The organism is Streptomyces sp. NPDC057424 (assembly GCF_042803315.1).
In the GTDB taxonomy this organism is placed as follows: domain Bacteria; phylum Actinomycetota; class Actinomycetes; order Streptomycetales; family Streptomycetaceae; genus Streptomyces.
In genome coordinates, this window is the sequence record NZ_JBHVCP010000042.1 from 46,128 (window position 1) to 66,400 (window position 20,273).

Consider the following 20,273-nt stretch of genomic DNA (forward strand, 5'->3'; position numbering starts at 1 on the left):
CAGCCGGTCCGCGAGGGCCGTACCTCTCGGCAGATCACGAATCCCCGGAAGGAACGTCAGCATGACCAGCGAATCAGTTCAGCCGATGTCGGGACCGAGCCGCCGCACCGTCGTGGCGGCGGCTGGCGCGGCGGGACTCACCGTGGCGCTGACGGCGTGCGGGTCGGAGGACAAGGCGTCCGACCCGTCCACCGAACAGGGCGCCGGCGGCGGCGGCGCGACGAACGAAGGGGGCGGCTCGTCCGCCGGAGCGGGGGCCGGCGGTGCGGCGCTGGCGAAGACCACCGACATCCCCGAGGGCAGCGGCAAGATCTTCAAGGACGAGAAGGTCGTGGTCTCGCAGCCGGCCGCGGGCGACTACAAGGCCTTCTCGACGATCTGCACCCACCAGAACTGTCCGATGGTGGACCTCAAGGACGACATCATCTCCTGCACCTGCCACGGCAGTCAGTTCTCGGTCCTCGACGGCAGCGTGAAGAAGGGCCCCGCGGTCAAGCCTCTGGAGGCGAAACAGGTGACCGTGAACGGCGACTCCATCACGCTCGCCTGACTCCACGCGGACGCTCCAGGCACGCCAGCACCTCGTCCGTGGCCGCGACCGTGGCGACCAGGGAGAGGGTGTGGCGGATCATCGCGGGGGTGTAGTCGGAAGGCACTCCCGCGATGGCGTCCGCCGGGACGACGACGGTGTAGCCGCGGTTCACGGCGTCGAACACGGCGTTGGGTACGGCCACGTTGGCCGATACCCCGGTGACGATCAGGGTGCGGCAGCCGAGGTTGCGCAGCAGCGGGTCGACGTCGGTGCCCTGCAGGGGCGACAGGCCGTGCAGACGCCGTACGACGAGGTCCTCCTCGGCGACCTCGATCGGGGCGGCCACCCGCACCGCCGGTGTGCCGGTCAGCTGCTGGACCGGCAGGCGTGCGGCGGCGCGGAAGAGGCGGGCGTTGCTTCCGGCGCCGCGGCCGTCGGGACGGCGCTCGGCGACGGCGTGGACGACCTGGACGCCGCCGTCGTGGGCGGCCGCCACCAGACGGGCGACGTTGGCGAGGGCACCGCCGGCACGTGCCTCTTCGGCGAGTGCGGGCAGTGCGCTCTCCTCCCCGACGACGCCCTCCTGGCACTCGACGGTGAGCAGCACGGTGGTGCGCGGTTCGAGGAGCTCGCTGAGCACTTCGTACGAGGGCACGTCTCCCCCTGTCACCGGCGGCCGGGCGGGTGAGCGTAGCCACCATTGCGCACGGACGGAAGAGCACCCATCCTTTTCTGACGTGATGTCAGAGGATCTCTCCTCTGGCACGACGTGGGAGAAAGAGGGGGCGCATGACCGTTACTCAGCAGCAGCGCAGAGGCCGGAAGATCATGATGACGCCGGGTGAACTGGACGACTTCCTGACCACCCAGCGCACCTGCCGGGTCGCCACCGTGTCGGCCGACGGCGCCCCGCACGTGAGCACGCTGTGGTTCGCCTGGGACGGCGCCTCGATGTGGCTGTACTCGGTCGTGCGCAGCAAGCGGTGGGCCGACCTGCGGCGCGACCCCCGGGTGGCGATCGTGGTCGACACCGGCGAGGAGTACGACGAGCTGCGGGGCGCCGAGCTGTCCGGCACGGTCGAGTTCGTGGGCGAGATCCCGCGCACGGGCGAGCTGCGCGCCGAACTCGACGTGCCGGAGACGCTGTTCGCGCGGAAGAACTTCGGTCTGGAGGAGATGCCGCACGACGGCCGGCACGCGTGGGTCCGTCTGACGCCGGAGAAGATCGTCTCCTGGGACTTCCGCAAACTGGCCGGGCAGTAGCACTCCCCGGCAACGTTCAGGCGACGCTCTCCCCCGCCGCCCGCAGGGCCTCCACCGCGGCCCGGATCGACGGGCGGCGGTCGGCGTCCGCGCGCCAGACGACGTACACGTGCCGCCGGACCCGCTGCCTGAGGGGGACGGTCACGACCCCGGCGGGCACGGGACGGCGGCCCAGCACCGGGGCGATGCACACCCCGAGGCCCGCGGCGACCAGCGCGAGCTGCGTGTGGTTCTCGGCGGCGCGATGGCCGACGATCGGCTCGACGCCCTTGGAACGCAGCGTGAACATCAGCCACTCGTGACAGAACTCCCCTTCGCCCCAGGTGATCCACTCGTCGTCGGCGAACTCGGCGAGATCCACCTCCTCACGCCCGGCGAGCGGATGGTCCACCGGCAGGGCGACCTCGGCCGGGTCGTCCAGGATCGACGCCTTGACCAGGCCGTCGGGCAGCGCCATCGGCTTGTTGTACCAGTCGAGCACCACGGCGAGGTCGAGGTCGCCGCGCACGACTCCGGCGATGCCCTGCTCCGGTTCGAGCTCGCAGGAGCGCAGCCGGAGCGCGGGGTGCTGCTCGCGCAGTGCGGACAGCGCGAGCGGGAACAGCCCCCGTGCGGCCGTCGGGAACGCCGACACTCTGAGCTCACCGACGACCTGCCCGCGCTGCGCCTCCAGATCGGACTGGGCGAGTTCCACCTGGGAGAGGATGCGCGCGGCGTGCTCGGCGAGCAGCCGGCCCGCGTCGGTGAGCCGTACGCCCCGGCCGTTCTTGGCGAGGAGCCGCTGGCCGACCTCCCTCTCCAGCTTGGACAGCTGCTGCGAGACGGCGGACGTCGTGATGTGCAGCCCCTCGGCCGCGCCGCTGACCGAGCCGTGCCGGGAGAGGGCGTCGAGGGTGCGCAGGCGCTCCAGGTTCAACATGTAAGCAATGCTACGCGGTACCGGGTGCGAAATCTCGATTGTGCTACGAGGTTCTGCTGCCGCATCGTGGCTGCCATGAGCACCGTGACCACCTCGCCAGGCCGGGTCGCCACCGCCCCGTCCGCCCCGCCCCGCCGCCGCCTCGACTGGCGCCTCCGCTTCGTCGCCCTGTCCCTGATCTGGGGCTTCAGCTTCCTCCTCATCAAGGTGGGCACCGAGGGGTACGCACCGTTCCAGGTGACGCTCGGCCGACTGGTGTTCGGCACGGCGGTGCTGGCCGCCGCGATGGCGATGCGACGCGAGCGGCTGCCGCGCGGGGCGCGGGTCTGGGGGCATCTGACGGTCGCCGCGTTCCTGCTCAACGCCCTGCCGTTCTCGCTGTTCGCGTACGCCGAGCTGACCATCCCGTCCACGCTGGCGGGCATCTGCAACGCGACCTCACCACTGTGGGGCATGGCGCTGTCGCTGGTCGCGCTGTCGGAGGACCGCCCGACCCGGGTGCGGGTCGCGGGGCTGGGGCTGGGCTTCCTCGGAGTGCTCACGGTGCTGGGCGCCTGGCAGGGCTTCCACGGCGTGGACGCCACCGGTACGGCACTGGCCTTGCTCGCCTCCCTCAGCTACCCGATCGGCTGGATCTACGTCCGGCGCACCCTGGCCGGCACCCGCGACTCGCACCTGTCGATGACCGGCGCGCAGTTGCTGCTCGCGACGGTCCAGCTGGCCGTCGTCACCCCGCTGTCCACGACCCTGCCCACCCGCGTCTCCGTCGTGCCGCTGCTGGCGATCGCGGCCCTGGGCGCACTGGGCACGGGCCTGGCGGTGCTCCTGCAGTACGGCCTGGTCGCCGAGGTCGGCCCGACGACCGCCCAGATGGTCACATACTTCATCCCGGTCATCGCCACGGCCGCGGGCGTCACCCTCCTCGGCGAGACGCTCGCCTGGTCGACGCCGGTCGGGGCGGTGATCGTGCTGACGGGGGCGGCACTCACACAGCTGCGCCCGAAGCCCCGGCCGGTGTCTCAGCCGTAGCTCCGCACGGGGTTGCGGCAGACGGGCCCGCACGTGATTCCGGCACCGGGGCCATGCCTCAGCCATGACTCGGCGCCGGCCGGAGGACACCGGCTCTCAGCCACAGCTCCGCGCGGTTCCGGCACCGGGGCCATGCCTCAGCCATGACTCCGCACGCAGCCCGAGGACCGAAGCCACACCTCAGCCGTGGTCCGCGCGCGGGGCCGGAGGACCCAAGCCGGGTCTCAGTCGTAGCTCCGCGCGGGGGCGGGCCCGAGGGCCGACGCGATCGCGTCGGCCAGCGTCTCGACCTCGCCCGCGGCGAGCGTCGAGACGGTGACCCGGATGCCGGGCGGCGCGGTCAGCCGGAAGCGGGCCCCGGGGGCCACCGCCCAGCCGGCGTGCAGCAGCCGGGCGACGGCGCCGGTCTCGTCCGGCACGGGCACCCACACGTTCATGCCGCTGCGCCCGCACGCCGCGACACCGCGCCGTTCGAGCGCCCCGACCAGCGCGTCACGCCGCCGCCCGTACGACGCCGCCACCTCGGCCGTGTCCACCGCGCCGTCGGCCCACAGCCGCACCAGGGCCCGCTGCGTCAGCCGGCTCACCCAGCCAGGCCCGAGCCGGTGCCGCCCCCGGACCCGGTCGACGGTGACGGCGTCCCCGGTGAGCAGGGCGAGACGCAGATCGGGGCCGTAGGCCTTGGCGGCCGAGCGCACGAACGCCCAGTGCCGTGTGACACCGGCCAGGGGGTGCAGGGGCACGTCGACGATGCCGTGACCGTGGTCGTCCTCGACCAGCAGGACCTCCGGGTGCTCCCGGAGCACGCCTCGCAGGGCCCTCGCACGCCGGGCGCTCACCGCGGCGCCGGTCGGGTTCTGCGCCCGGTCCGTGACGATCAGGGCCCGGACCCCGGCCTCCAGCGCCCGGCGCACATCCTCCGCGCGGGGCCCCTCGTCGTCGACACCCACGGGGACGGTCCGCAGCCCGAGCGCCGGCACAAGATCGAGGGTGCGGCCCCAGCCGGGGTCCTCGACGGCGACGGTGTCACCGGGCTTGAGGTGGGCCGCCAGCACCCGCTCGACGCCGTCGAGAGCCCCGGAGACCACGGCGAGCGGCCCGTCCGGCACCCCGTCGGCATCGAGTCCGGCCCGCGCGATCCTGGCCAGCTCCGGCTCCACGGGCAGGTCTCCGTAGAGGACGGGCGCCTGGTCGCCCTCGGCGGCCGCCGCCGCGAAGGCGTCCGCGAGCGGCGGCAACAGCGCCGGGTCCGGATTGCCCTGCGCGACGTCCCGCACGCCCTCGGGGACATCCACCCTGAAGTGGTCCCGCCCGGTCGTCGCCGGGGCGGGCCGCACCCGGCTGCCGCGGCGGCCCGCGGTCTCGATGACCCCGCGCTCGCGCAGGGTCCGGTACGCGGCCGCGACCGTGTTGGGGTTCACCCCCAGCCGCTCCGCCAACTCCCTCATCGGGGGAAGCAGTTGCCCCGGCCGCAGCTCACCGGCCCCTACCGCACGCTCGACGCTCGCGGAAATGTCCGCTGCGCGACGCCCACTGATCGGATACTCTCCTAGCACAAAGCCAATTATGCACTAGCACAATGGAGGACGCCATGCAGGGGACCACGCAGACGCCGTCGCAGCCCGGCACCAGCTACACCCCGAGCGACCGCACCGTCCCCACCCGCTCCCCGGACCGCGCCTCGTACGACAGGGACCTGGTGCACGCGATACTCGACGAGGCCTACGTCTGCCATCTCGGGTTCGTCCGCGACGGGGCGCCGGTCGTCCTGCCCACGCTGTACGCCCGGGTCGGCGAACGGCTGTACGTGCACGGCTCCACGGGCTCGCGTCCGCTGCGTGCGGCCGGCCAGGCCGACCCGGGCCTCCCGGTCTGCCTGACGGTCACGCACGTCGACGGTCTGGTCCTGGCCCGCTCCGCCTTCCACCACTCGATCAACTACCGCTCCGTGGTGGTACACGGCGTCGCCCACGACGTGACGGACCCCGAGGAGAAGCGGCAGGCCCTGGACGCGCTGGTCGACCACGTCGTGCCCGGCCGCTCCGCCGACTCGCGCCCCGCCGACAAGAAGGAGCTGGCCGCCACCGCGCTGATCCGCCTGGACCTGGACGAGGTCTCCGCGAAGCTGCGCACCGGCGGGGTGAACGACGAACCGGAGGACCTCGCCCTCCCCCACTGGGCCGGGGTCGTCCCGGTGCAGCGCACCTACGGCACGCCGGCCCCCGACCCCGGACTGGCCCCCGGCACCGGACTGCCCGGCTACCTCGGGGCCCTGTGATGCTGATCCACCCCTGGGACGCGCCCCGCTGCGGCACCGAATGGCAACGGTGGCTGGCCGGTCACGACTTCGGCCAGGTCGCCGTCAACGGCCTGCCCGGCGACCCGCCCCACGTCCAGCCCCTGCACTTCGCCTACGACGCAGGACGCCGCGAGGTCGTCACCCACCTCGCCCGTCCGAATCCACTCTGGCCCGCGCTGAAGGCCCACCCGGACGTCCTGCTGAGCGTCGTCGACGACTACGTGTAGGTGCCCGGCCCCTGGCAGGCCGCACCGGACGTCCCGCCCGAGCACGGCGTCCCGACGAGCTTCTACGCGGCCGTCCAGCTCCGCTGCCGCGCCCATGCCGTGGACGACCCGGCGGAGAAGGCCGCGCTCCTCAACCGCCAGGTCGACCACTTCCAGCCGCAGGGCGGCTCCGCACGGGCAGCGGCGGGTGAGGCCCCGTACGGCAGGATGCTCGCCGGCATCCGCGGCCTGCGCCTCGAAGTGACGGACGTAAGCGCGAAGTTCAAGTACGCGAACCACAAGCCGGACGAAGTCCGGGACCGGATTGCCGCGGGTCTCGCGGCCCGCGGCAATCCGGGCGACTCGAGGGCTCGCGACCATCTCACGCGCAGGCGGGAGGCGTAGACCGCGAGGCCCCGCCTCACACGGCCGTCACCGGATCCTGGCGCGTCCGGGCACCTCGCGCCTCCCCCACCGCGAGGCCCGTCACCGAGCCGAGCATCAGCAGGGTCCCGGTCAGTGTCGCCGCCGTGAGGCGCTCGCCTAGCAGGACGACGGCGAGCACCGCCGCGCTCACCGGTTCGAGCAGCATGATCACCGAGACGGTGGCGGACCGCACGACGGCCGCGCCCGCGAAGTAGAGGCCGTAGGCGAGCGCGGTGGGGACTGCGGCGACGTAGACCAGCAGGAGCAGGAGCCGGCCGGGCTCCTCGGTGTGCGGCAGCACTCCCTCCGCCAGGGCGAACGGAAACAGGCACAGGCTCGTGACGGCGAACGCCCCGGCGGTCGTGCGAGTGGCATCGCCCTCGCCGTCGCGGCCCCACCGGCGGGTGAGCAGCGTCATCACGCAGTACGCGGCCGCGGACAGCAGCGCCAGCAGCACACCCGCTCGGCGTACGGTCGTAGCCCCGCCTCCGAGGACGAGGACCCCGAGCCCGGCGAGGGCACCCACCACGGCGACGGCGCCGCCTCGGCCCAGACGCTCGCCCAGGGTCAGCCGGGCGCCGAGCGCGATGAGCACGGGCCCCGCGCCCAGGGTGACGACGGTGGCCACCGCGAGGCCGGTGGCGGAGACGGCCGCGAAGTACGCGGTCTGGAAGACGGCGAGCCCGAGCCCGGTGACCCCGGCCCGTAGCACCCGGCGGCCGAGCGGTCCCCGCACGGGGGTTCCGGCACGCGGCCGCAACAGGAGGACCGCGAGCAGCAGCACGAGACCGGCGGCGCAGCGCCAGAAGGACAGGGCGACGGGCCCCATGTCACTGGCCAGGTAGACCAGCGAGGCGGCCGCGCCCGCGGTGCCCCAGGCGACACCGGCGACGATCAGATAGAGGAGGCCTCGCCCGATGGGCAGGCCGGAGGCAGTGTTCGACACGTGTTCTCTCCGCAGTCGCGCACGACGCGCCGCACGCGACAAGCGGCGGGCGGTGCGCGGAAGTTCGGAAGGGTCCCCGATCGGTCGGGATCAGGAGTCCACGGACTTCGTCTGCGGGCAGCACCGTTCTGCGCGGCGGCGAGTCGCCGGGCGCGGTATCCGGAGGGCCCGCCTCAGGCGGCCGGAGGCGGAAGAACGAGTGCGTTCGAAGGCATGATCGACACCTTAGGCGCTGGTGCCGCGCCCGGACAATTCCCTTTCCGGCCCGCCGCTCGCCACCGGCTGCGCGGAACCCTTCGCCGGCGTCGAGGACTGCGCGATGAACGCGCCCGCCAGCACGATCGCCCCACCGGCGATCTGCGGCACCGAGAGGTGCTCGCCGAGCAGGACCCAGGCCAGGACGGTGGCGATGACCGCCTCGAGGCAGGCCACGACCCCCGCGACCTGAGGGGAGAGGCGCCGCACGGAGACCACCCCGGTGACGTAGGCGGCGACCGTGGCCACGAGGACGATCCACGCCAGCAGTACGACGGCGGCGACGGGCCTGCCGTCCATGCCGGCGGTGCCCTGGAGCACCGACCAGTCCATGGTCCAGGGCCGGGCGACGACGGTCAGCACGGCCGCGCCGACAAGCAGGCCGTAGGCGATGACACCGAGCGGGTCGGGCGCCTCGTCCCCGGCGTCGCCGCCCTGGTCGGACAGCACGAAGTAGCCGACCTGGCAGCAGGCCGCGCCGAGCGCGAGCAGCAGCCCGAGGGCGTCGAAGCCGAGGCCCGACCACACCTCGACGACACAGGCGAGTCCGCCGACCGCGAGCACGACACCGACCGCGGCGGCACGCGTCACGGGCCGCTTCTGCACGAACCGCACCCAGCCCAGCACCAGCGCGGGCGCCAGGTACTCGATGAGCAGCGCCACCCCGACGGGGATCCGGGAGAGCGCCGCGAAGTAGCAGGCCTGGACACCGGCGACGGCCAGCAGCCCGAACCCGGCGAGCAGTCCGGGCCGCCGTCGCAGCAGCGCGCGGTGGCGCACTGCGAGCGGCAGCATGACCAGGGCAGCCCCGGCCACCCGCAGCCACACCACGTGCAGCGGATCCAGACCTGCCTCGATCAGCGGCTTCGCCGCGACACCGGATCCGCCGAAGGCCACCGCGGACAGCAGCGCGAGGCCGAGCCCCACACCCCTGCCGCGCCCGCTCACGCTGCTGCCAGAGGTACGCACCGGCACATGATGGCAGGCCATGACAGGAGCGTCATCCCCTATGGCACCTGTCTCACAGCCTGGACGGGACGACCTGGCCCGCGCCCTGCCGCTCAGTGAGCGGCTTCGCCGCACTCCCGCGCGATGCCGAACCGGTCGTTGAGCCGGGCGTACACCTCGCGCGGGTCGACGCCGGCCCGTTCGAGCACCTCGACCGCACGCGCCTGCGGGTCGGCGACGATCGCCGCGAGCAGGTCGGGGCCACGGGCCGGTCCACCACGCTGGGCGGCGCGTTCGCACGCGTACTCCATGCTCGCGGCGGCGAGCGGCGAGAAGCCCGCCGTCTCCCTCACCACCGGGACGGCACCGGAGTCCTCGACACCGTTCTGCCAGCGCAGGCCGTAGCCGATGCTGCGCTGGACGAGATAGCCGAGCAGCCGCGCGATCTGCGGCCCGTCACCGAAGAGGGCACGCACCTCGGACTCGGACTCCAGCAGCGAGTGGAGCAGATGGGCGGTGTCGATCTGCCGGTCCCCGTCCCGGACGGCCCGGCGCCGGGCACCGCCGACCGCCGAGGCCAGCTCGTCACTGAGCCTGGCATCGTTGTCCACGCGCTGAATGCCGTGCTCATGGGCCGACTGCCGGGGGGTACGGGATTGCACATCCCCTACCCCATCAGTCCCGCCGGACCGGGTCATCCCCGGCGGGAAGCATCTTCGCGTCCCACGGGAAGTGGACTCCCCCGGCCGGAATCTCCTCCTTGCGGAGGAGATCAGGCAGATGCGGATGGAGACCTCCGCATGACTGACAGTTCGTCAGTATTGAACATTGCGGCCCTCGCGGCTACGTTCCGCGGCACCCAGCCCGACACGAAGAGGTGGTCGCATGGCCGAAGTCAGCGCGGAGGCACGCATCGGGGCGCCGGCCGAGAAGGTGTGGGCGAGGCTCACGGACTGGTCCGCGCACGGCGAGTGGAACGCGACCCACACGAGCTTCCCGGCAGGCGGTCCGGAGCCCCTGGAAGTGGGCGCGACGTTCCGGGAGAACATGCGGCTCATGAACTTCCCGGCCGAGGTGGACTGGACCGTCAAGGAACTGGAACCGGCGCGGATTCTCGCCATCCGTGGCAAGGGCCCGATGGCGGTGACCGTCGCGACGCGCTACACCCTCACCCCCGACGGCGACGCCACGACGGTGCGCATCGACGGGGAGTTCACGGGCGCGACGGTGTCCCTGATGGCGGGCAAGCTCAAGGACTCGGCCACGGCGGCCCTGCACGAGTCGCTGCGCAAGCTGGACGGGCTGGTGACCTGACACCCCCGCACGCCGAGGCGCCCCCGGGCGACTCCGGGGGCGCCTCTCCTCCGGCGCGATTCAGTCCTCGTCGGCGAGGATCAGATACAGCTTCTTGCGGGCGTCGTTGATGACGCCGAGCGCCTTCTCCCGCTGCTCCTTGCTGCCGGTCTTCCAGACCTGGCCGAAGGCCTCCATCAGACCGAAGCCGGCTTGGCGGATCTCGCCGAGGGCCTCCCAGTCGACCCCGCGGGAGGCCTCCTCCCAGGGCGCCTCGGGCCCTTCCCCGGCAGCCTCACGGCCCGTCTCGGTGAGCGAGAACAGCTTCTTGCCGCCCTCGGAGGCGCTGACGATCAGCCCCTCGTCCTCCAGCAGCTGGAGGGTGGGGTACACCGAGCCGGGGCTGGGCTTCCACGCTCCGCCGCTGCGCTCGGCGATCTCCTGGATCATCTCGTAGCCGTGCATCGGCCGGTCCTTCAGCAGGGCCAGGATCGAGGCCCGTACGTCACCGCGCCGCGCCCTCCCCCGTGGTCCCCCGCGCCCTCGTCCACCCCAGGGGCCGGAACCGAAGCCCGGTCCACCGGGCCCGCCCCAGCCGGGGCCGCCCGGACCGCCCGGACCGCCCGGCCCGAAGGGACCGAAGGCCGCACGCAGCCCTTCGAAGCCGCCCCGGCCGTGGGGACCGCCGTGTCCGTGTCCACGCTCGAATCCGTGGGTACGCATCGCAACCACTCTCCATTCCATCGTTGACCTGTCGCGATGCTTCAACGATATATCGGTGACTGTCGAACGGCAAGGCCCGGCTGACAGGGCCGGCCCGCAGAACCGGGCCAGCGCTCACGAATTGGCCTTGGCCCGCGGCTTCATGAGAGCCATAGCGTCGGGGCATGCGGATCCGAATCGTCGACGCCTTCACCGATCACCCCTTCTCCGGCAACCCGGCCGGGGTCCTGCTCCTGACCGGCGCGGACGCCTTCCCGGACGACACCTGGCTGCAGAACGTCGCCCTGGAGGTCAACCACGCCGAGACGGCCTTCGCCCACCCGCTCCCCGAGAGCGCCGAGGCCGACTGGGCGCTGCGCTGGTTCACGCCGGCGACCGAGGTCGCGATGTGCGGCCACGCGACCCTCGCCACCGCCCACGTCCTGCACACGACCGGCGCCCACCGGGGCCCGGTGCGGTTCGCCACCCGCAGCGGCGTCCTCGTCGCCACCCCCGCCGAGGACGGCTCCGTCACACTGGACTTCCCGACGGCCCCGCTCACCCGGCTCGACCCGCCCTCCCGCCTCGCCGAGGCCCTGGGCACCGAGACGCTCACGGTCCTCGACACCGGGCCGAACGTGGGCGACCTGCTCGTGGAGGTCGCCGACGAGAAGACGGTGCACGGCCTCGTCCCCGATCTGAAGGCCCTCGCCGCCCACTCCCAGCGCGGTGTCATCGCCACGGCCCGGGCCGAGGATCCCGCCCGGGGCTACGACTTCGTCTCGCGCTGCTTCTTCCCGAACGTCGGCATCGACGAGGACCCGGTGACGGGCAGCGCCCACACCGCCCTCGCCCCGTTCTGGTCCGGGCGCCTGGGCCGCACCGCCCTCACCGGGCTCCAGGCCTCACCACGCTCCGGCCGCGTCCGCACGGAGCTGCGCGGCGACCGCACCCTGCTGACCGGCAGGGCGGTCACCGTCATCGAGGGCGACCTGCTGGCCTGAGACGCACGAAGGGGCGTACGACGGTGCCGTACGCCCTTCCCGCCCTGCTTCACGCGGTCGGCAGCCAGCCCACCTTGCCCTCCAGCAGCGCGTACCCGACGAACGCCCCGATGTCGAGCAGCGAGTGGGCCACCACGAGCGGGCCGACGCGCCCCCAGCGGCGGTAGAGGTAGACGAAGACGACACCCATGACCATGTTCCCGACGAAGCCGCCGATGCCCTGGTAGAGGTGGTACGACCCGCGCAGCACGGAGCTGCCGGCCAGCGCGGCCGCCGGGGTCCAGCCCAGCTGGCCCATGCGGCGCAACAGGTAGCCGACGACGATCACTTCCTCCAGCACGGCGTTCTGGATCGCCGAGAGGATCAGCACCGGGTACTTCCACCACACCCCGGGCAGCGCCTCGGGGACCACGGTGAGGTTGAAGCCGAGGCCGCGGGCCGCGAGGTAGAAGGCGATGCCCGTGCTGCCGATGACCGCCGCGATCGCCGCCCCGCGGCCGAGGTCGGGCCACGGGCGGGTGCGGTCGAAGCCGATCGTGCGCAGGCTCGCGCCCTCGCGCAGCAGGAAGTGCGCGACGAGCGCGACGGGGACGAGCGCCGTGGTGATCCCGAAGAGCTGCCACGCCAGGTCGAGCCAGGGACGCCCGGGCGCGGCCGAGGCGTTCATCGTGGCCGCCTGGTCCTTCAGCCCGCCCGGCTCGGTGACCGACCCGATGAAGCTGATCAGCGCGGACACTCCGCTCGCGCCCAGCGACAGCGCGAGGACCAGCAGCGTCTCGTTGCGGAGCATCCGCCGCGAGAGCCCCTGCCGGGGAATGGAATCGCCCGCCGGGCTCGCCTCCGCCTGCACACCTGCCTCCAGTTCACCGACCTGTCGGATCAGTATGGCGGCAGCGGGGTCTCACCCCTGCGGCGGCGTCAACTCAGCGGCACCGGCTCCGGCAGTCCCACCGGCCAGCTGTGCACCGGGGCTCCCTTGTGCATCAGCTCGCGGTAGCGCCGCGTCGTGGCGGCCAGCGCGTCGTCCCGGGAGAGGCCGGCGTCCAGTGCCGTGTGGAAGGTGGCGGCCTGCCAGCTCGCCCCGTTCACCCTGCGCCGGCACCGCTCCTCGATCACGCCCAGGTACAGATCGCGGTCGGCCGGCTCGACACCCCAGGCGTCCAGCCCGGCCTCGGCGAGCGGCAGCAGCTCGTCGCGGATCAGGCTCACCGCGTCGACCTGGGTGGTGCCGCTGTACCGTCCGCGCCGGGGCCAGGTGAAGCGGGCGTCGATGCCGTCCTTGCACGCGGCGTCGAAGTTGGCGGCGGCCGCCTCGAACGGCAGCCGGGTCCAGACCGGCCGGGACTCCTCGGCGAGGGCCCGGACGACCCCGTAGAAGAAGGCCGCGTTGGCGATGACGTCGACGACTGTGGGGCCGGCCGGCAGGACGCGGTTCTCCACGCGCAGGTGCGGTACGCCGTCGGCGATGCCGTAGACCGGGCGGTTCCAGCGGTAGATCGTGCCGTTGTGCAGGACGAGTTCGGCGAGCGACGGCGTGCCGCCCTGGTCGAGCACCTTCAGCGGGTCCTCGTCGTCGCAGATCGGCAGCAGGGCCGGGTAGTAGCGCAGGTTCTCCTCGAAGAGGTCGTACGCCGAGGTGACCCAGCGCTCCCCGAACCAGGTGCGCGGCCGGACCCCCTGGGCCTGGAGCTCGGGCGGGCGGGTGTCGGTGGACTGCTGGAAGAGCGGGGGCCGCGACTCGCGCCACAGCTCGCGACCGAACAGGAACGGAGAGTTGGCGCCGACGGCGATCTGCGCGGCGGCGACCGCCTGGGCCGCGTTCCACACGTCGGCGAAGCGGGCCGGGGTGACCTGCAGGTGCAGTTGCACGGAGGTGCAGGCGGCCTCCGGTGCGATGGACTTCGAGGTGCAGCTCAGGTGCTCGACGCCGTCGATGTCGAGGGTGAACTCCTCGCCGCGGGCGGCCACGATCTGATCGTTGAGGAGGGTGTACCGGTCGACGTCGGAGAGGTTCGACGACACCAGGTCGTCACGGTCGAGAGTCGGCAGAATACCGATCATCACAATACCCGCGTCGACCTCGCCGGCTTTCCGGTCGGCATATGCCAGTGACGTACGGAGTTCCTCCGCGAGGCGGTCGAATACCCGGCCCCCCAGACGGTGTGGAGGAATGTTGACCTCCAGGTTGAACATGGCGAGTTCTGTTTGGAAATCGCGACTCGCGATGCGTTCGAGGACTTGCCCGTTCAACATTTTCGGCATGCCGTCGGCGCCCGCGAGATTCAACTCGATCTCCAGCCCCATGAGGTTCCTGGGGCGATCGAACCGCTTCTCCGCCAGGAGTCGCTCCAAGCCCGTCAGGCACTGACGCAGCTTGTCGCGGTAGCGCTGGCGATCGGACAGGTCGAACCGGCCTGCCGCGACCTTCTCCCCCATCGAAGCGTCCCTTCTTGGATGATGCGGGCCGGGATCCCGCCGCCAGGGTCCCGGTCAGGTGGAGGATGCCCAGCGAAAGCGATCGATAACGTCACGGGCGGAGCCGGCGGCCGCTACGCTGGTCACGAGTGACCGGTGGCACATTCACTCGGCATGACGCACAGGACAGGTTGCGGGCCCCAGGAACTCGTGAAAACCGCCGACGAGAATGGGCTGACCGGTTCGCGGGCATTCGCCGAGGTCATCGCGGTGCACCCCCGCCTGAAATCTGGATGATTCTCACATATCGCCGACCGAATGTACCCTTGTTCTACTCACCGGAAACGGCTAGACGAAACACAGTCTGAACCCGTGTCGTATAAACTCCGCGAACAAGGCAGAAGGTTGGCGCCCACGGTCGATGGGTCGTGCCGTCGAGGCGACGCGGACCCCACCCCCTCTCGCTCTCACGACCTGGCCCCTGCCTCTCCGCCCTCGTGAGCTGACAGCGCCGTCCGCCCCCGCCCTCGCGCCACCGTGCCTTTGAATGAGAGGCGACCCACCATGCCGCTGCATGTCCCTCCGGCTCCCGCGCCCGCACTTCGTTCCGTCCTGACTGCGCTCTCCTCTCCCACCGCGGTCCGCGAAGCCCGAACTCCCTCCCTGCTCGGCACCCAGGGACCCGCCACACCCGAGCTCCCCCTGCCCGTGCACGTCCTCGACCACGTGACGGCCGAGGGCGTGTCCGCGACCCGGCTGGCCGGGTGGCGCTTCCTGATCCGCTGCGGTGACCGCGCCGTGGCCGCGGCGGAGACCATGCTGACTCCCGACGGCTGGGCCTTCTCCCACTTCTTCGAAGGCCCGTACATCACCTCGACCGAGCGCGCCCTGCGCCAGGCCGAGACGATGCCGCAGCCGTACCAGCCCCGCCTGCTGTCGGTGCCCGGCCTGTACATGCTGACGCTCTGGCTGCACGAGGACTGCGCCGCGGACGGCGCCACCGGCCACCCCGCAGCCACCGACCTCCTCGTGCCGCTGGCGCCGGCGCCTCCCGGCATCGCGGCCCACCGCCCGCACCGCGTCGCCGAACTCCTCCCGGTGCTGACCCACCGGGCGGCTCCCACCAGACTGCTCGGCTCACCCGCCTGAAGCACCCCGCAGCCCTCGCGCCCCGTCGCCGAATTCACGGCGGCGGGGTCGTTCATTTACCGTCCGGTCGACCGCCGACCGCTCGCACGATCGCTTTATCGCTCACACGATCGCTCGCACGAGCATCTATTGGCTCGTACGAGCTCCTCTTGCTGCCGACCCGAGCGGACTAGCCCTATCCGGCCAGTGCGAACCACCCGAAGGGACAGTCCAGTTGGGATGAACCGTCCGCGCGGGTGATGCGTCCTGAACCTGTGAGAAGCGGTGCCGCGAAATCCCTGCGGATTGACGCTCGTGGGGCAACACTGGGTTCCGACGATTTATCACAACGGGGGGCGGCCATGAACGACACTTCTAGCCGCGGAACAGACACGACAACCGACTCAGCCAACTCGGACAACTCAGCCTCATCGTCCGTCTCGACACAGCGAAAGATCCCACCCATGTGCCAGCACCAGACCCAGTGCCCCTCAGCCGACTCCGCCGACCGGGAATCCGCCCGTCTCGTGGCGCACCACCCGGAGCAGGGATGGAGCCTGCTGTGCAACGGCGTGGTGCTCTTCGAGGACACCGGTGAGCTCCTGCCGGACGGCCGGGCCATCGCCCCGCACCGTCCGCTGGTCGGCCAGGTGATGACGGCCGCCTGAGGCCGTTCGGCGGGGCGACGCCCCGCCGGCAGAGATGAGGGGCCGGCCGCGGGACACCCTGCGAACCGGCCCCGATGCATGTCCACAGGTCATCACTCACCGTCACCGCCCGCGACGTCCCGTTCCCGGCTCGTACGCCTTCCCACGGATGTCCGTCTTCCGGAAGACTCCTGGAAGTTTCGCGGTCACCCGTCGACGGAGGTGGGGCAAGTGGGAGCACGTGGGGCCGAGGGCAAGGTCACGATCACGGAGATCGCCCGGCAGGCCGGCGTATCCGTACCGACCGTGTCCCGGGTCGTCAACGGCCGGTCCGACGTGTCGCCGCAGACCCGGGCCCGGGTCGAGGACCTGCTGCGCCGGCACGGCTACCGCAAGCGCCCCGCGGCCCCGGGCGCCCGTGCCGCTCTGCTCGATCTGGTCTTCAACGACCTCGACAGCCCCTGGGCCGTGGAGATCATCCGCGGGGTCGAGGAGGTCGCACACGCGGCCGGGGCCGGCACGGTGGTGTCGGCCGTCCACGGGCGGTCCGGCGACGCCCGCGCGTGGATGCGCAACCTGAGGGCCCGCGCATCCGACGGCGTCATCCTCGTGACCTCCGGCCTGGATCCGACGCTGCACGAGGAGCTGCGGATCCTCGGCGTGCCCCTGGTCGTCGTCGACCCCGCGGGCTCCCCCGCCCTGGACGCCCCCACGATCGGCGCCGCCAACTGGTCGGGCGGCCTGGCGGCCACCGAGCACCTGCTGTCCCTCGGCCACCGCCGGATCGGCCTGATCGCCGGCCCGCCCCGCCTGCTGTGCTCCCGGGCCCGTCTGGACGGCTACCACGCGGCCCTGGAGAGCGCCGGCATCACCCGGGACGCGTCCCTCGTCGTCCCCGGCGACTTCCGCCCCGAGTCCGGTTTCACCGCCTGCGCCACCCTGCTCGACCTGCCCGAGCCGCCGACCGCCGTGTTCGCCGCAAGCGACCAGATGGCACTCGGCGCGATCGAGGCGCTGCGCCGGCGCGGGCTGCGGGTGCCGCAGGACATGAGCGTGGTCGGCTTCGACGACCTTCCGGAAGTCCGCTGGTCGGCCCCGCCGCTGACGACGGTCCGCCAGCCCCTGGCCGACATGGGCAAACTGGCCGTGCGCACGGTGCTCCGTCTGACCCGCGGCGAGCGGCCGGACTCACCGCGCGTGGAACTGGGCACCGAGCTGGTGGTACGAGCGAGCACCGCGCCTCCGGCCTGACCTGGGCACGAGGAACGGCGCCCCATCACCCCCTGTCCGGCAGGGCGCCGCCCGCCCCCGCTATCTCCCCCCGAGCACCTCACGCAGCGCGAAGTACGCCGGCTTCGGCCGCAGTTCCTCGTCCCACGGCAGGGCCGCGCCCTCGCCCGGGAAGAACGCCGGGATCCACGAGTACTTGTCGGTGTAGTCCCACAGGGTGATGCCGGCACACCGGCGGACCGCCAGGCACGCCTGCGTCAGGTCGGCGTACCACTCGGCCTGCAGGGCCAGCTTCTCCTCGGTCGCGGGCAGCTGCATGCGTATGTCGACCTCGGTGAGCGCGGTGTCGAGGCCGAGCCGGGAGAAACGGCGGAGGTTGTCCTCCAGGGTCGCCGGATAGCCGTACTGCAAGGCCAGGTGGGCTTGGAGGCCGATGCCGTGCAGCGGGACGCCCGCGGCCTTCAGCTCCTTGGCCAGCCGGTGGTAGGCGTCGCTCTTCGGGCCGATCCCCTCGATGTTGTAGTCGTTGAGGTACAGCTTGACGCGCGGATCGGCCTGGTGCGCCCAGCGCAGCGCGTCGGCGATGTAGCCGGGGCCGAGCGTCTTGTAGAAGACCGACTCCCGGTACGTACCGTCCTCGTTGAACGCCTCGTTGACGACGTCCCAGGCGAACACCTTGCCCCGGTAGTGCCGTACCTCCGCCTGGATGTGCTTCTTCAGTACGGCCCTCAGCTCCGGGGCCGTCCACTCCCTGCTCGTGAGCCACCCGGGCAGCTGGCTGTGCCAGACCAGAGTGTGGCCGCGCACCTTCTGCCGTTTGGCCCGGGCGAGGTTCACGATCTCGTCGCCCTGGGAGAAGTCGAACACGCCCTGCTGGGGCTCGGTGGCGTACCACTTCATGCCGTTGCCGGGCGTGATCTGGTCGAACTCGCTGCCGAGCAGGGCCTTGTACGGTGCGTCCACGAGCTCGGGGTTGTCGGTGGCGCTGCCGAAGTAGCGGCCGTGCCGCTGGGCGAGGTCGGCCAGGGTGGGCTGCTGGTGACCCGCCTGGGCGGGGGTGCCGGCGCCGATGCCGACGGCTACCAGCAGCGCAGTGACGGAGGCGGCGAGTCCGAGACGGTTCTTGCGCATGGTGCGACTCCTCACGACGGGGACGGGGAGAACAGAGCCGTACGTTCGCGGCGCGGGTCAGCCCTTGGTGGCGCCGGCCGTGAGGCCGCCGACGAGCTGACGCTCGGCGACCGAGTAGAAGGCGAGGGCGGGGACCATGGCCAGCACCAGGTAGGCGAAGACCTTGGCGTACTCGGCGGAGTACTGCCCCTGGAACTGCTGGACGCCGATCGGGAGCGTCCACCACTGGGCGTCGGTGAAGACCAGCAGCGGCAGGAAGAAGTTGTTCCAGCTGGTGACGACGGCCAGCACGGAGACGGTGCCGAGCGCGGGCCGGGCCATGGGCAGCAGCACCCGCCAGAAGAAGCCGAACGAGCTGCATCCGTCGAGCGTGGCGGCCTCCTCCAGCTCGCCGGGGATCTGCCGGAAGAAGCCCCGCAGGATGATGATCGTCATCGGCAGTCCGAAGGCGGCCTGCGGGAGGATCACGCCGAGGGGGTTGTCCAGCAGGTTCAGGGAGCGCAGCAGCAGGAACAACGGCAGGGCCGCCACCGCGAACGGGAACATCAGCCCCATGGTGAACAGCGTGAACAGCGCCTCCCGGCCCCGGAAGGCGAACCGTGCGAAGGAGAAGGCCGACAGGGCGGAGACCGCGACGACCAGCGCGGTCGTGCCCACCGCGATCAGCGTGCTGTTGCCGATCAGCCGCCAGAAGTCCCCCGAGCCGAGGATCTGGGTGTAGTGGGAGGTCACCCACGACTCGGGCAGACCGACCGGGTTGCGGGAGAGCTCGTCGGTGGACTTGAAGCCGGAGAGCGCGGCGTAGAGCAGCGGAACGGCCATGACCGCGCCGACGGCGGTCAGGACGAGGTGCAGACTCCAGGTCTTCCTGCCCCCGCGGGTCTTCTGACTGGCTGTCACTTTCCGTCACCCCGCATGGTCGTGGTGGCCCCTTCCAGGTCGCGCCGGAGGACGAACCGCTGGTAGGCGAGGGCGAAGACGAGGCTGATGCCGAACATGACCACGCTGATCGCGCTGGCGTAGCCGACCTGGTAGCGCTTGAAGCCGTACTGGAACATGGTCACGGCCATGGTCTCGGAGTGATGGTCGGGGCCGCCGGCCGTGGTCACCCACACCAGGTCGAAGAGCTGGATCGACCCGATGACCGCCAGGAACACGCTGATGCGCAGGGTCGGCGCGAGCAGCGGCAGGGTGACGTTGCGGAACCGCTGCCAGGCACTGGCCCCGTCGATGAGCGCCGCCTCGGTCAGTTCCCGGGGGACGGCCTGGAGCCCGGCCAGGTACAGCATCATGTGGAAGCCGAAGTACTTCCAGGTCATGACCAGGAAGACGGTCGCCATGACGGTGGACGGATCCGCGAACCACTCCCCGCCCAGTCCCTGCAGTCCGACCTTGCCGAGGACCTGGTCGGCGAAGCCGTCGTCCGGGGCGAAGATCATGCCGAAGAGGATTCCGGTGATGGCCTCGGACAGGACGTACGGGGCGAAGAACAGCATCCGGTACACCGCCCGGCCGCGCATCCGCTGGTTGAGCAGGACGGCCATGGCGAGCGCGAACGGCAGTTGGAAGGCGAGCGACAGCAGCACCAGGAGCAGGCAGCGCCACAGGTCGCCGAGGAAGACGTCGTCCTGGAAGAGCCGGGTGAAGTTCTCGCCGCCGATGTAGTCGGAGGGCATGCCGAAGCCGCCCCAGCGGAAGAACGCGGCGTACAGGGCGAACAGCATCGGCAGCAGCACGAGCCCCGTGAACAGCACCAGGGCGGGGAGCTGGAAGCCGGCCGCGGTGAGCCAGTGCAGCGCGCGTCGCCGGGCTCGCCCCTTGGGCCGGTCCGCGGCCGGGGGCGGGGAACCGGCACCGGGGCCGGTCCGTTTGTCCGGCAGGATCGTGGAGATCATCGCCG

General features: G+C 71.9%; 21 protein-coding genes and 1 pseudogene. 10 read left to right on the top strand and 12 right to left on the bottom strand.

The annotated features are described in order from the left end of the window. Positions 1-61: 61 nt before the first annotated feature. Positions 62-550, top strand: coding sequence for a Rieske (2Fe-2S) protein (locus ACFU3E_RS27780; protein ID WP_384163828.1), 489 nt, complete (start codon positions 62-64; stop codon positions 548-550). On the opposite strand, the gene ACFU3E_RS27785 is transcribed toward ACFU3E_RS27780, so the two are convergent. Continuing rightward, on the bottom strand, positions 537-1,187 hold the full coding sequence (locus ACFU3E_RS27785; protein ID WP_384163831.1) for an isochorismatase family cysteine hydrolase: 651 nt from the start codon (positions 1,185-1,187) through the stop codon (positions 537-539). The genes ACFU3E_RS27780 and ACFU3E_RS27785 overlap by 14 nt on opposite strands. Before the next feature lie 134 nt (positions 1,188-1,321). Here ACFU3E_RS27785 and ACFU3E_RS27790 point away from each other — a divergent pair, with 134 nt between their 5' ends. Beyond that, a complete protein-coding gene (locus ACFU3E_RS27790) occupies positions 1,322-1,795 on the top strand; it encodes a pyridoxamine 5'-phosphate oxidase family protein (RefSeq protein WP_384163834.1) in 474 nt (157 codons plus the stop codon). A gap of 16 nt (positions 1,796-1,811) precedes the next feature. Here the strand turns inward: ACFU3E_RS27790 and ACFU3E_RS27795 are convergent, their stop codons facing one another. Next, complete coding sequence (locus tag ACFU3E_RS27795) at positions 1,812-2,714, bottom strand: LysR family transcriptional regulator (RefSeq protein ID WP_384163837.1); 903 nt, start codon at positions 2,712-2,714, stop codon at positions 1,812-1,814. A gap of 75 nt (positions 2,715-2,789) precedes the next feature. On the opposite strand from ACFU3E_RS27795, the gene ACFU3E_RS27800 reads away from it, so the two are divergent. Beyond that, positions 2,790-3,743 carry a DMT family transporter gene (locus ACFU3E_RS27800; RefSeq protein ID WP_384163840.1) on the top strand — a complete coding sequence of 318 codons (954 nt, stop codon included), beginning with the start codon at positions 2,790-2,792 and terminating at the stop codon, positions 3,741-3,743. Positions 3,744-3,967: 224 nt separating this feature from the next. Here the strand turns inward: ACFU3E_RS27800 and ACFU3E_RS27805 are convergent, their stop codons facing one another. Continuing rightward, positions 3,968-5,299, bottom strand: coding sequence for an aminotransferase class I/II-fold pyridoxal phosphate-dependent enzyme (locus tag ACFU3E_RS27805; protein ID WP_384163843.1), 1,332 nt, complete (start codon positions 5,297-5,299; stop codon positions 3,968-3,970). Between the two features lie 35 nt (positions 5,300-5,334). On the opposite strand from ACFU3E_RS27805, the gene ACFU3E_RS27810 reads away from it, so the two are divergent. Together ACFU3E_RS27810 and ACFU3E_RS27815 are read left to right on the top strand one after the other, a co-directional pair. Beyond that, complete coding sequence (locus ACFU3E_RS27810; protein WP_384163845.1) at positions 5,335-6,021, top strand: pyridoxamine 5'-phosphate oxidase family protein; 687 nt, start codon at positions 5,335-5,337, stop codon at positions 6,019-6,021. Beyond that, positions 6,021-6,653: pseudogene (locus ACFU3E_RS27815) on the top strand (FMN-binding negative transcriptional regulator). The gene ACFU3E_RS27810 and the pseudogene ACFU3E_RS27815 overlap by 1 nt, the downstream one beginning before the upstream one ends. Positions 6,654-6,669: 16 nt before the next feature. On the opposite strand, the gene ACFU3E_RS27820 reads toward ACFU3E_RS27815, so the two are convergent. The 3 genes from ACFU3E_RS27820 to ACFU3E_RS27830 form a co-directional block, all read right to left on the bottom strand. Continuing rightward, positions 6,670-7,620: a DMT family transporter gene (locus ACFU3E_RS27820; RefSeq protein ID WP_384163848.1), complete on the bottom strand. Its 951-nt coding sequence runs from the start codon at positions 7,618-7,620 to the stop codon at positions 6,670-6,672. A gap of 225 nt (positions 7,621-7,845) precedes the next feature. After that, positions 7,846-8,850, bottom strand: a complete 1,005-nt coding sequence (locus ACFU3E_RS27825) for a DMT family transporter (RefSeq protein ID WP_384163905.1) — start codon at positions 8,848-8,850, stop codon at positions 7,846-7,848. Positions 8,851-8,936: 86 nt separating this feature from the next. After that, positions 8,937-9,485 carry a Clp protease N-terminal domain-containing protein gene (locus ACFU3E_RS27830; RefSeq protein WP_384163851.1) on the bottom strand — a complete coding sequence of 183 codons (549 nt, stop codon included), beginning with the start codon at positions 9,483-9,485 and terminating at the stop codon, positions 8,937-8,939. A gap of 223 nt (positions 9,486-9,708) precedes the next feature. Between ACFU3E_RS27830 and ACFU3E_RS27835 the strand changes: the two genes are divergently transcribed. Further along, complete coding sequence (locus tag ACFU3E_RS27835; protein WP_384163854.1) at positions 9,709-10,137, top strand: SRPBCC family protein; 429 nt, start codon at positions 9,709-9,711, stop codon at positions 10,135-10,137. A 60-nt stretch (positions 10,138-10,197) separates the two neighbouring features. On the opposite strand, the gene ACFU3E_RS27840 is transcribed toward ACFU3E_RS27835, so the two are convergent. Continuing rightward, entirely contained in the window at positions 10,198-10,839 is a 642-nt protein-coding gene (locus tag ACFU3E_RS27840) for a PadR family transcriptional regulator (RefSeq protein ID WP_384163857.1), read from the bottom strand. Positions 10,840-11,003: 164 nt separating this feature from the next. On the opposite strand from ACFU3E_RS27840, the gene ACFU3E_RS27845 reads away from it, so the two are divergent. Further along, on the top strand, positions 11,004-11,822 hold the full coding sequence (locus tag ACFU3E_RS27845) for a PhzF family phenazine biosynthesis protein (RefSeq protein ID WP_384163860.1): 819 nt from the start codon (positions 11,004-11,006) through the stop codon (positions 11,820-11,822). Positions 11,823-11,871: 49 nt separating this feature from the next. Here the strand turns inward: ACFU3E_RS27845 and ACFU3E_RS27850 are convergent, their stop codons facing one another. Together ACFU3E_RS27850 and ACFU3E_RS27855 are read right to left on the bottom strand one after the other, a co-directional pair. Next, a complete protein-coding gene (locus tag ACFU3E_RS27850) occupies positions 11,872-12,612 on the bottom strand; it encodes a CPBP family intramembrane glutamic endopeptidase (protein ID WP_384163863.1) in 741 nt (246 codons plus the stop codon). Positions 12,613-12,740: 128 nt separating this feature from the next. Continuing rightward, the gene (locus tag ACFU3E_RS27855; protein WP_384163865.1) at positions 12,741-14,258 is read right to left on the bottom strand and encodes a glutamate-cysteine ligase family protein; all 1,518 of its coding nucleotides are present in this window, start codon (positions 14,256-14,258) and stop codon (positions 12,741-12,743) included. 543 nt (positions 14,259-14,801) lie between these two features. Here ACFU3E_RS27855 and ACFU3E_RS27860 point away from each other — a divergent pair. From ACFU3E_RS27860 to ACFU3E_RS27870, 3 genes are all read left to right on the top strand, one after another. Next, the gene (locus ACFU3E_RS27860; RefSeq protein WP_384163867.1) at positions 14,802-15,386 is read left to right on the top strand and encodes a hypothetical protein; all 585 of its coding nucleotides are present in this window, start codon (positions 14,802-14,804) and stop codon (positions 15,384-15,386) included. A gap of 443 nt (positions 15,387-15,829) precedes the next feature. Further along, positions 15,830-16,033, top strand: coding sequence for a DUF5999 family protein (locus ACFU3E_RS27865; protein ID WP_384163870.1), 204 nt, complete (start codon positions 15,830-15,832; stop codon positions 16,031-16,033). 201 nt (positions 16,034-16,234) lie between these two features. Further along, positions 16,235-17,263, top strand: coding sequence for a LacI family DNA-binding transcriptional regulator (locus ACFU3E_RS27870; RefSeq protein WP_384163873.1), 1,029 nt, complete (start codon positions 16,235-16,237; stop codon positions 17,261-17,263). 60 nt (positions 17,264-17,323) lie between these two features. On the opposite strand, the gene ACFU3E_RS27875 is transcribed toward ACFU3E_RS27870, so the two are convergent. The 3 genes from ACFU3E_RS27875 to ACFU3E_RS27885 form a co-directional block, all read right to left on the bottom strand. Beyond that, positions 17,324-18,373: an endo-1,4-beta-xylanase gene (locus ACFU3E_RS27875; protein WP_384163876.1), complete on the bottom strand. Its 1,050-nt coding sequence runs from the start codon at positions 18,371-18,373 to the stop codon at positions 17,324-17,326. Between the two features lie 57 nt (positions 18,374-18,430). Continuing rightward, a complete protein-coding gene (locus ACFU3E_RS27880) occupies positions 18,431-19,195 on the bottom strand; it encodes a carbohydrate ABC transporter permease (protein WP_384163908.1) in 765 nt (254 codons plus the stop codon). A gap of 74 nt (positions 19,196-19,269) precedes the next feature. Continuing rightward, positions 19,270-20,268, bottom strand: a complete 999-nt coding sequence (locus ACFU3E_RS27885) for a carbohydrate ABC transporter permease (RefSeq protein WP_384163879.1) — start codon at positions 20,266-20,268, stop codon at positions 19,270-19,272. Positions 20,269-20,273: the final 5 nt, after the last annotated feature.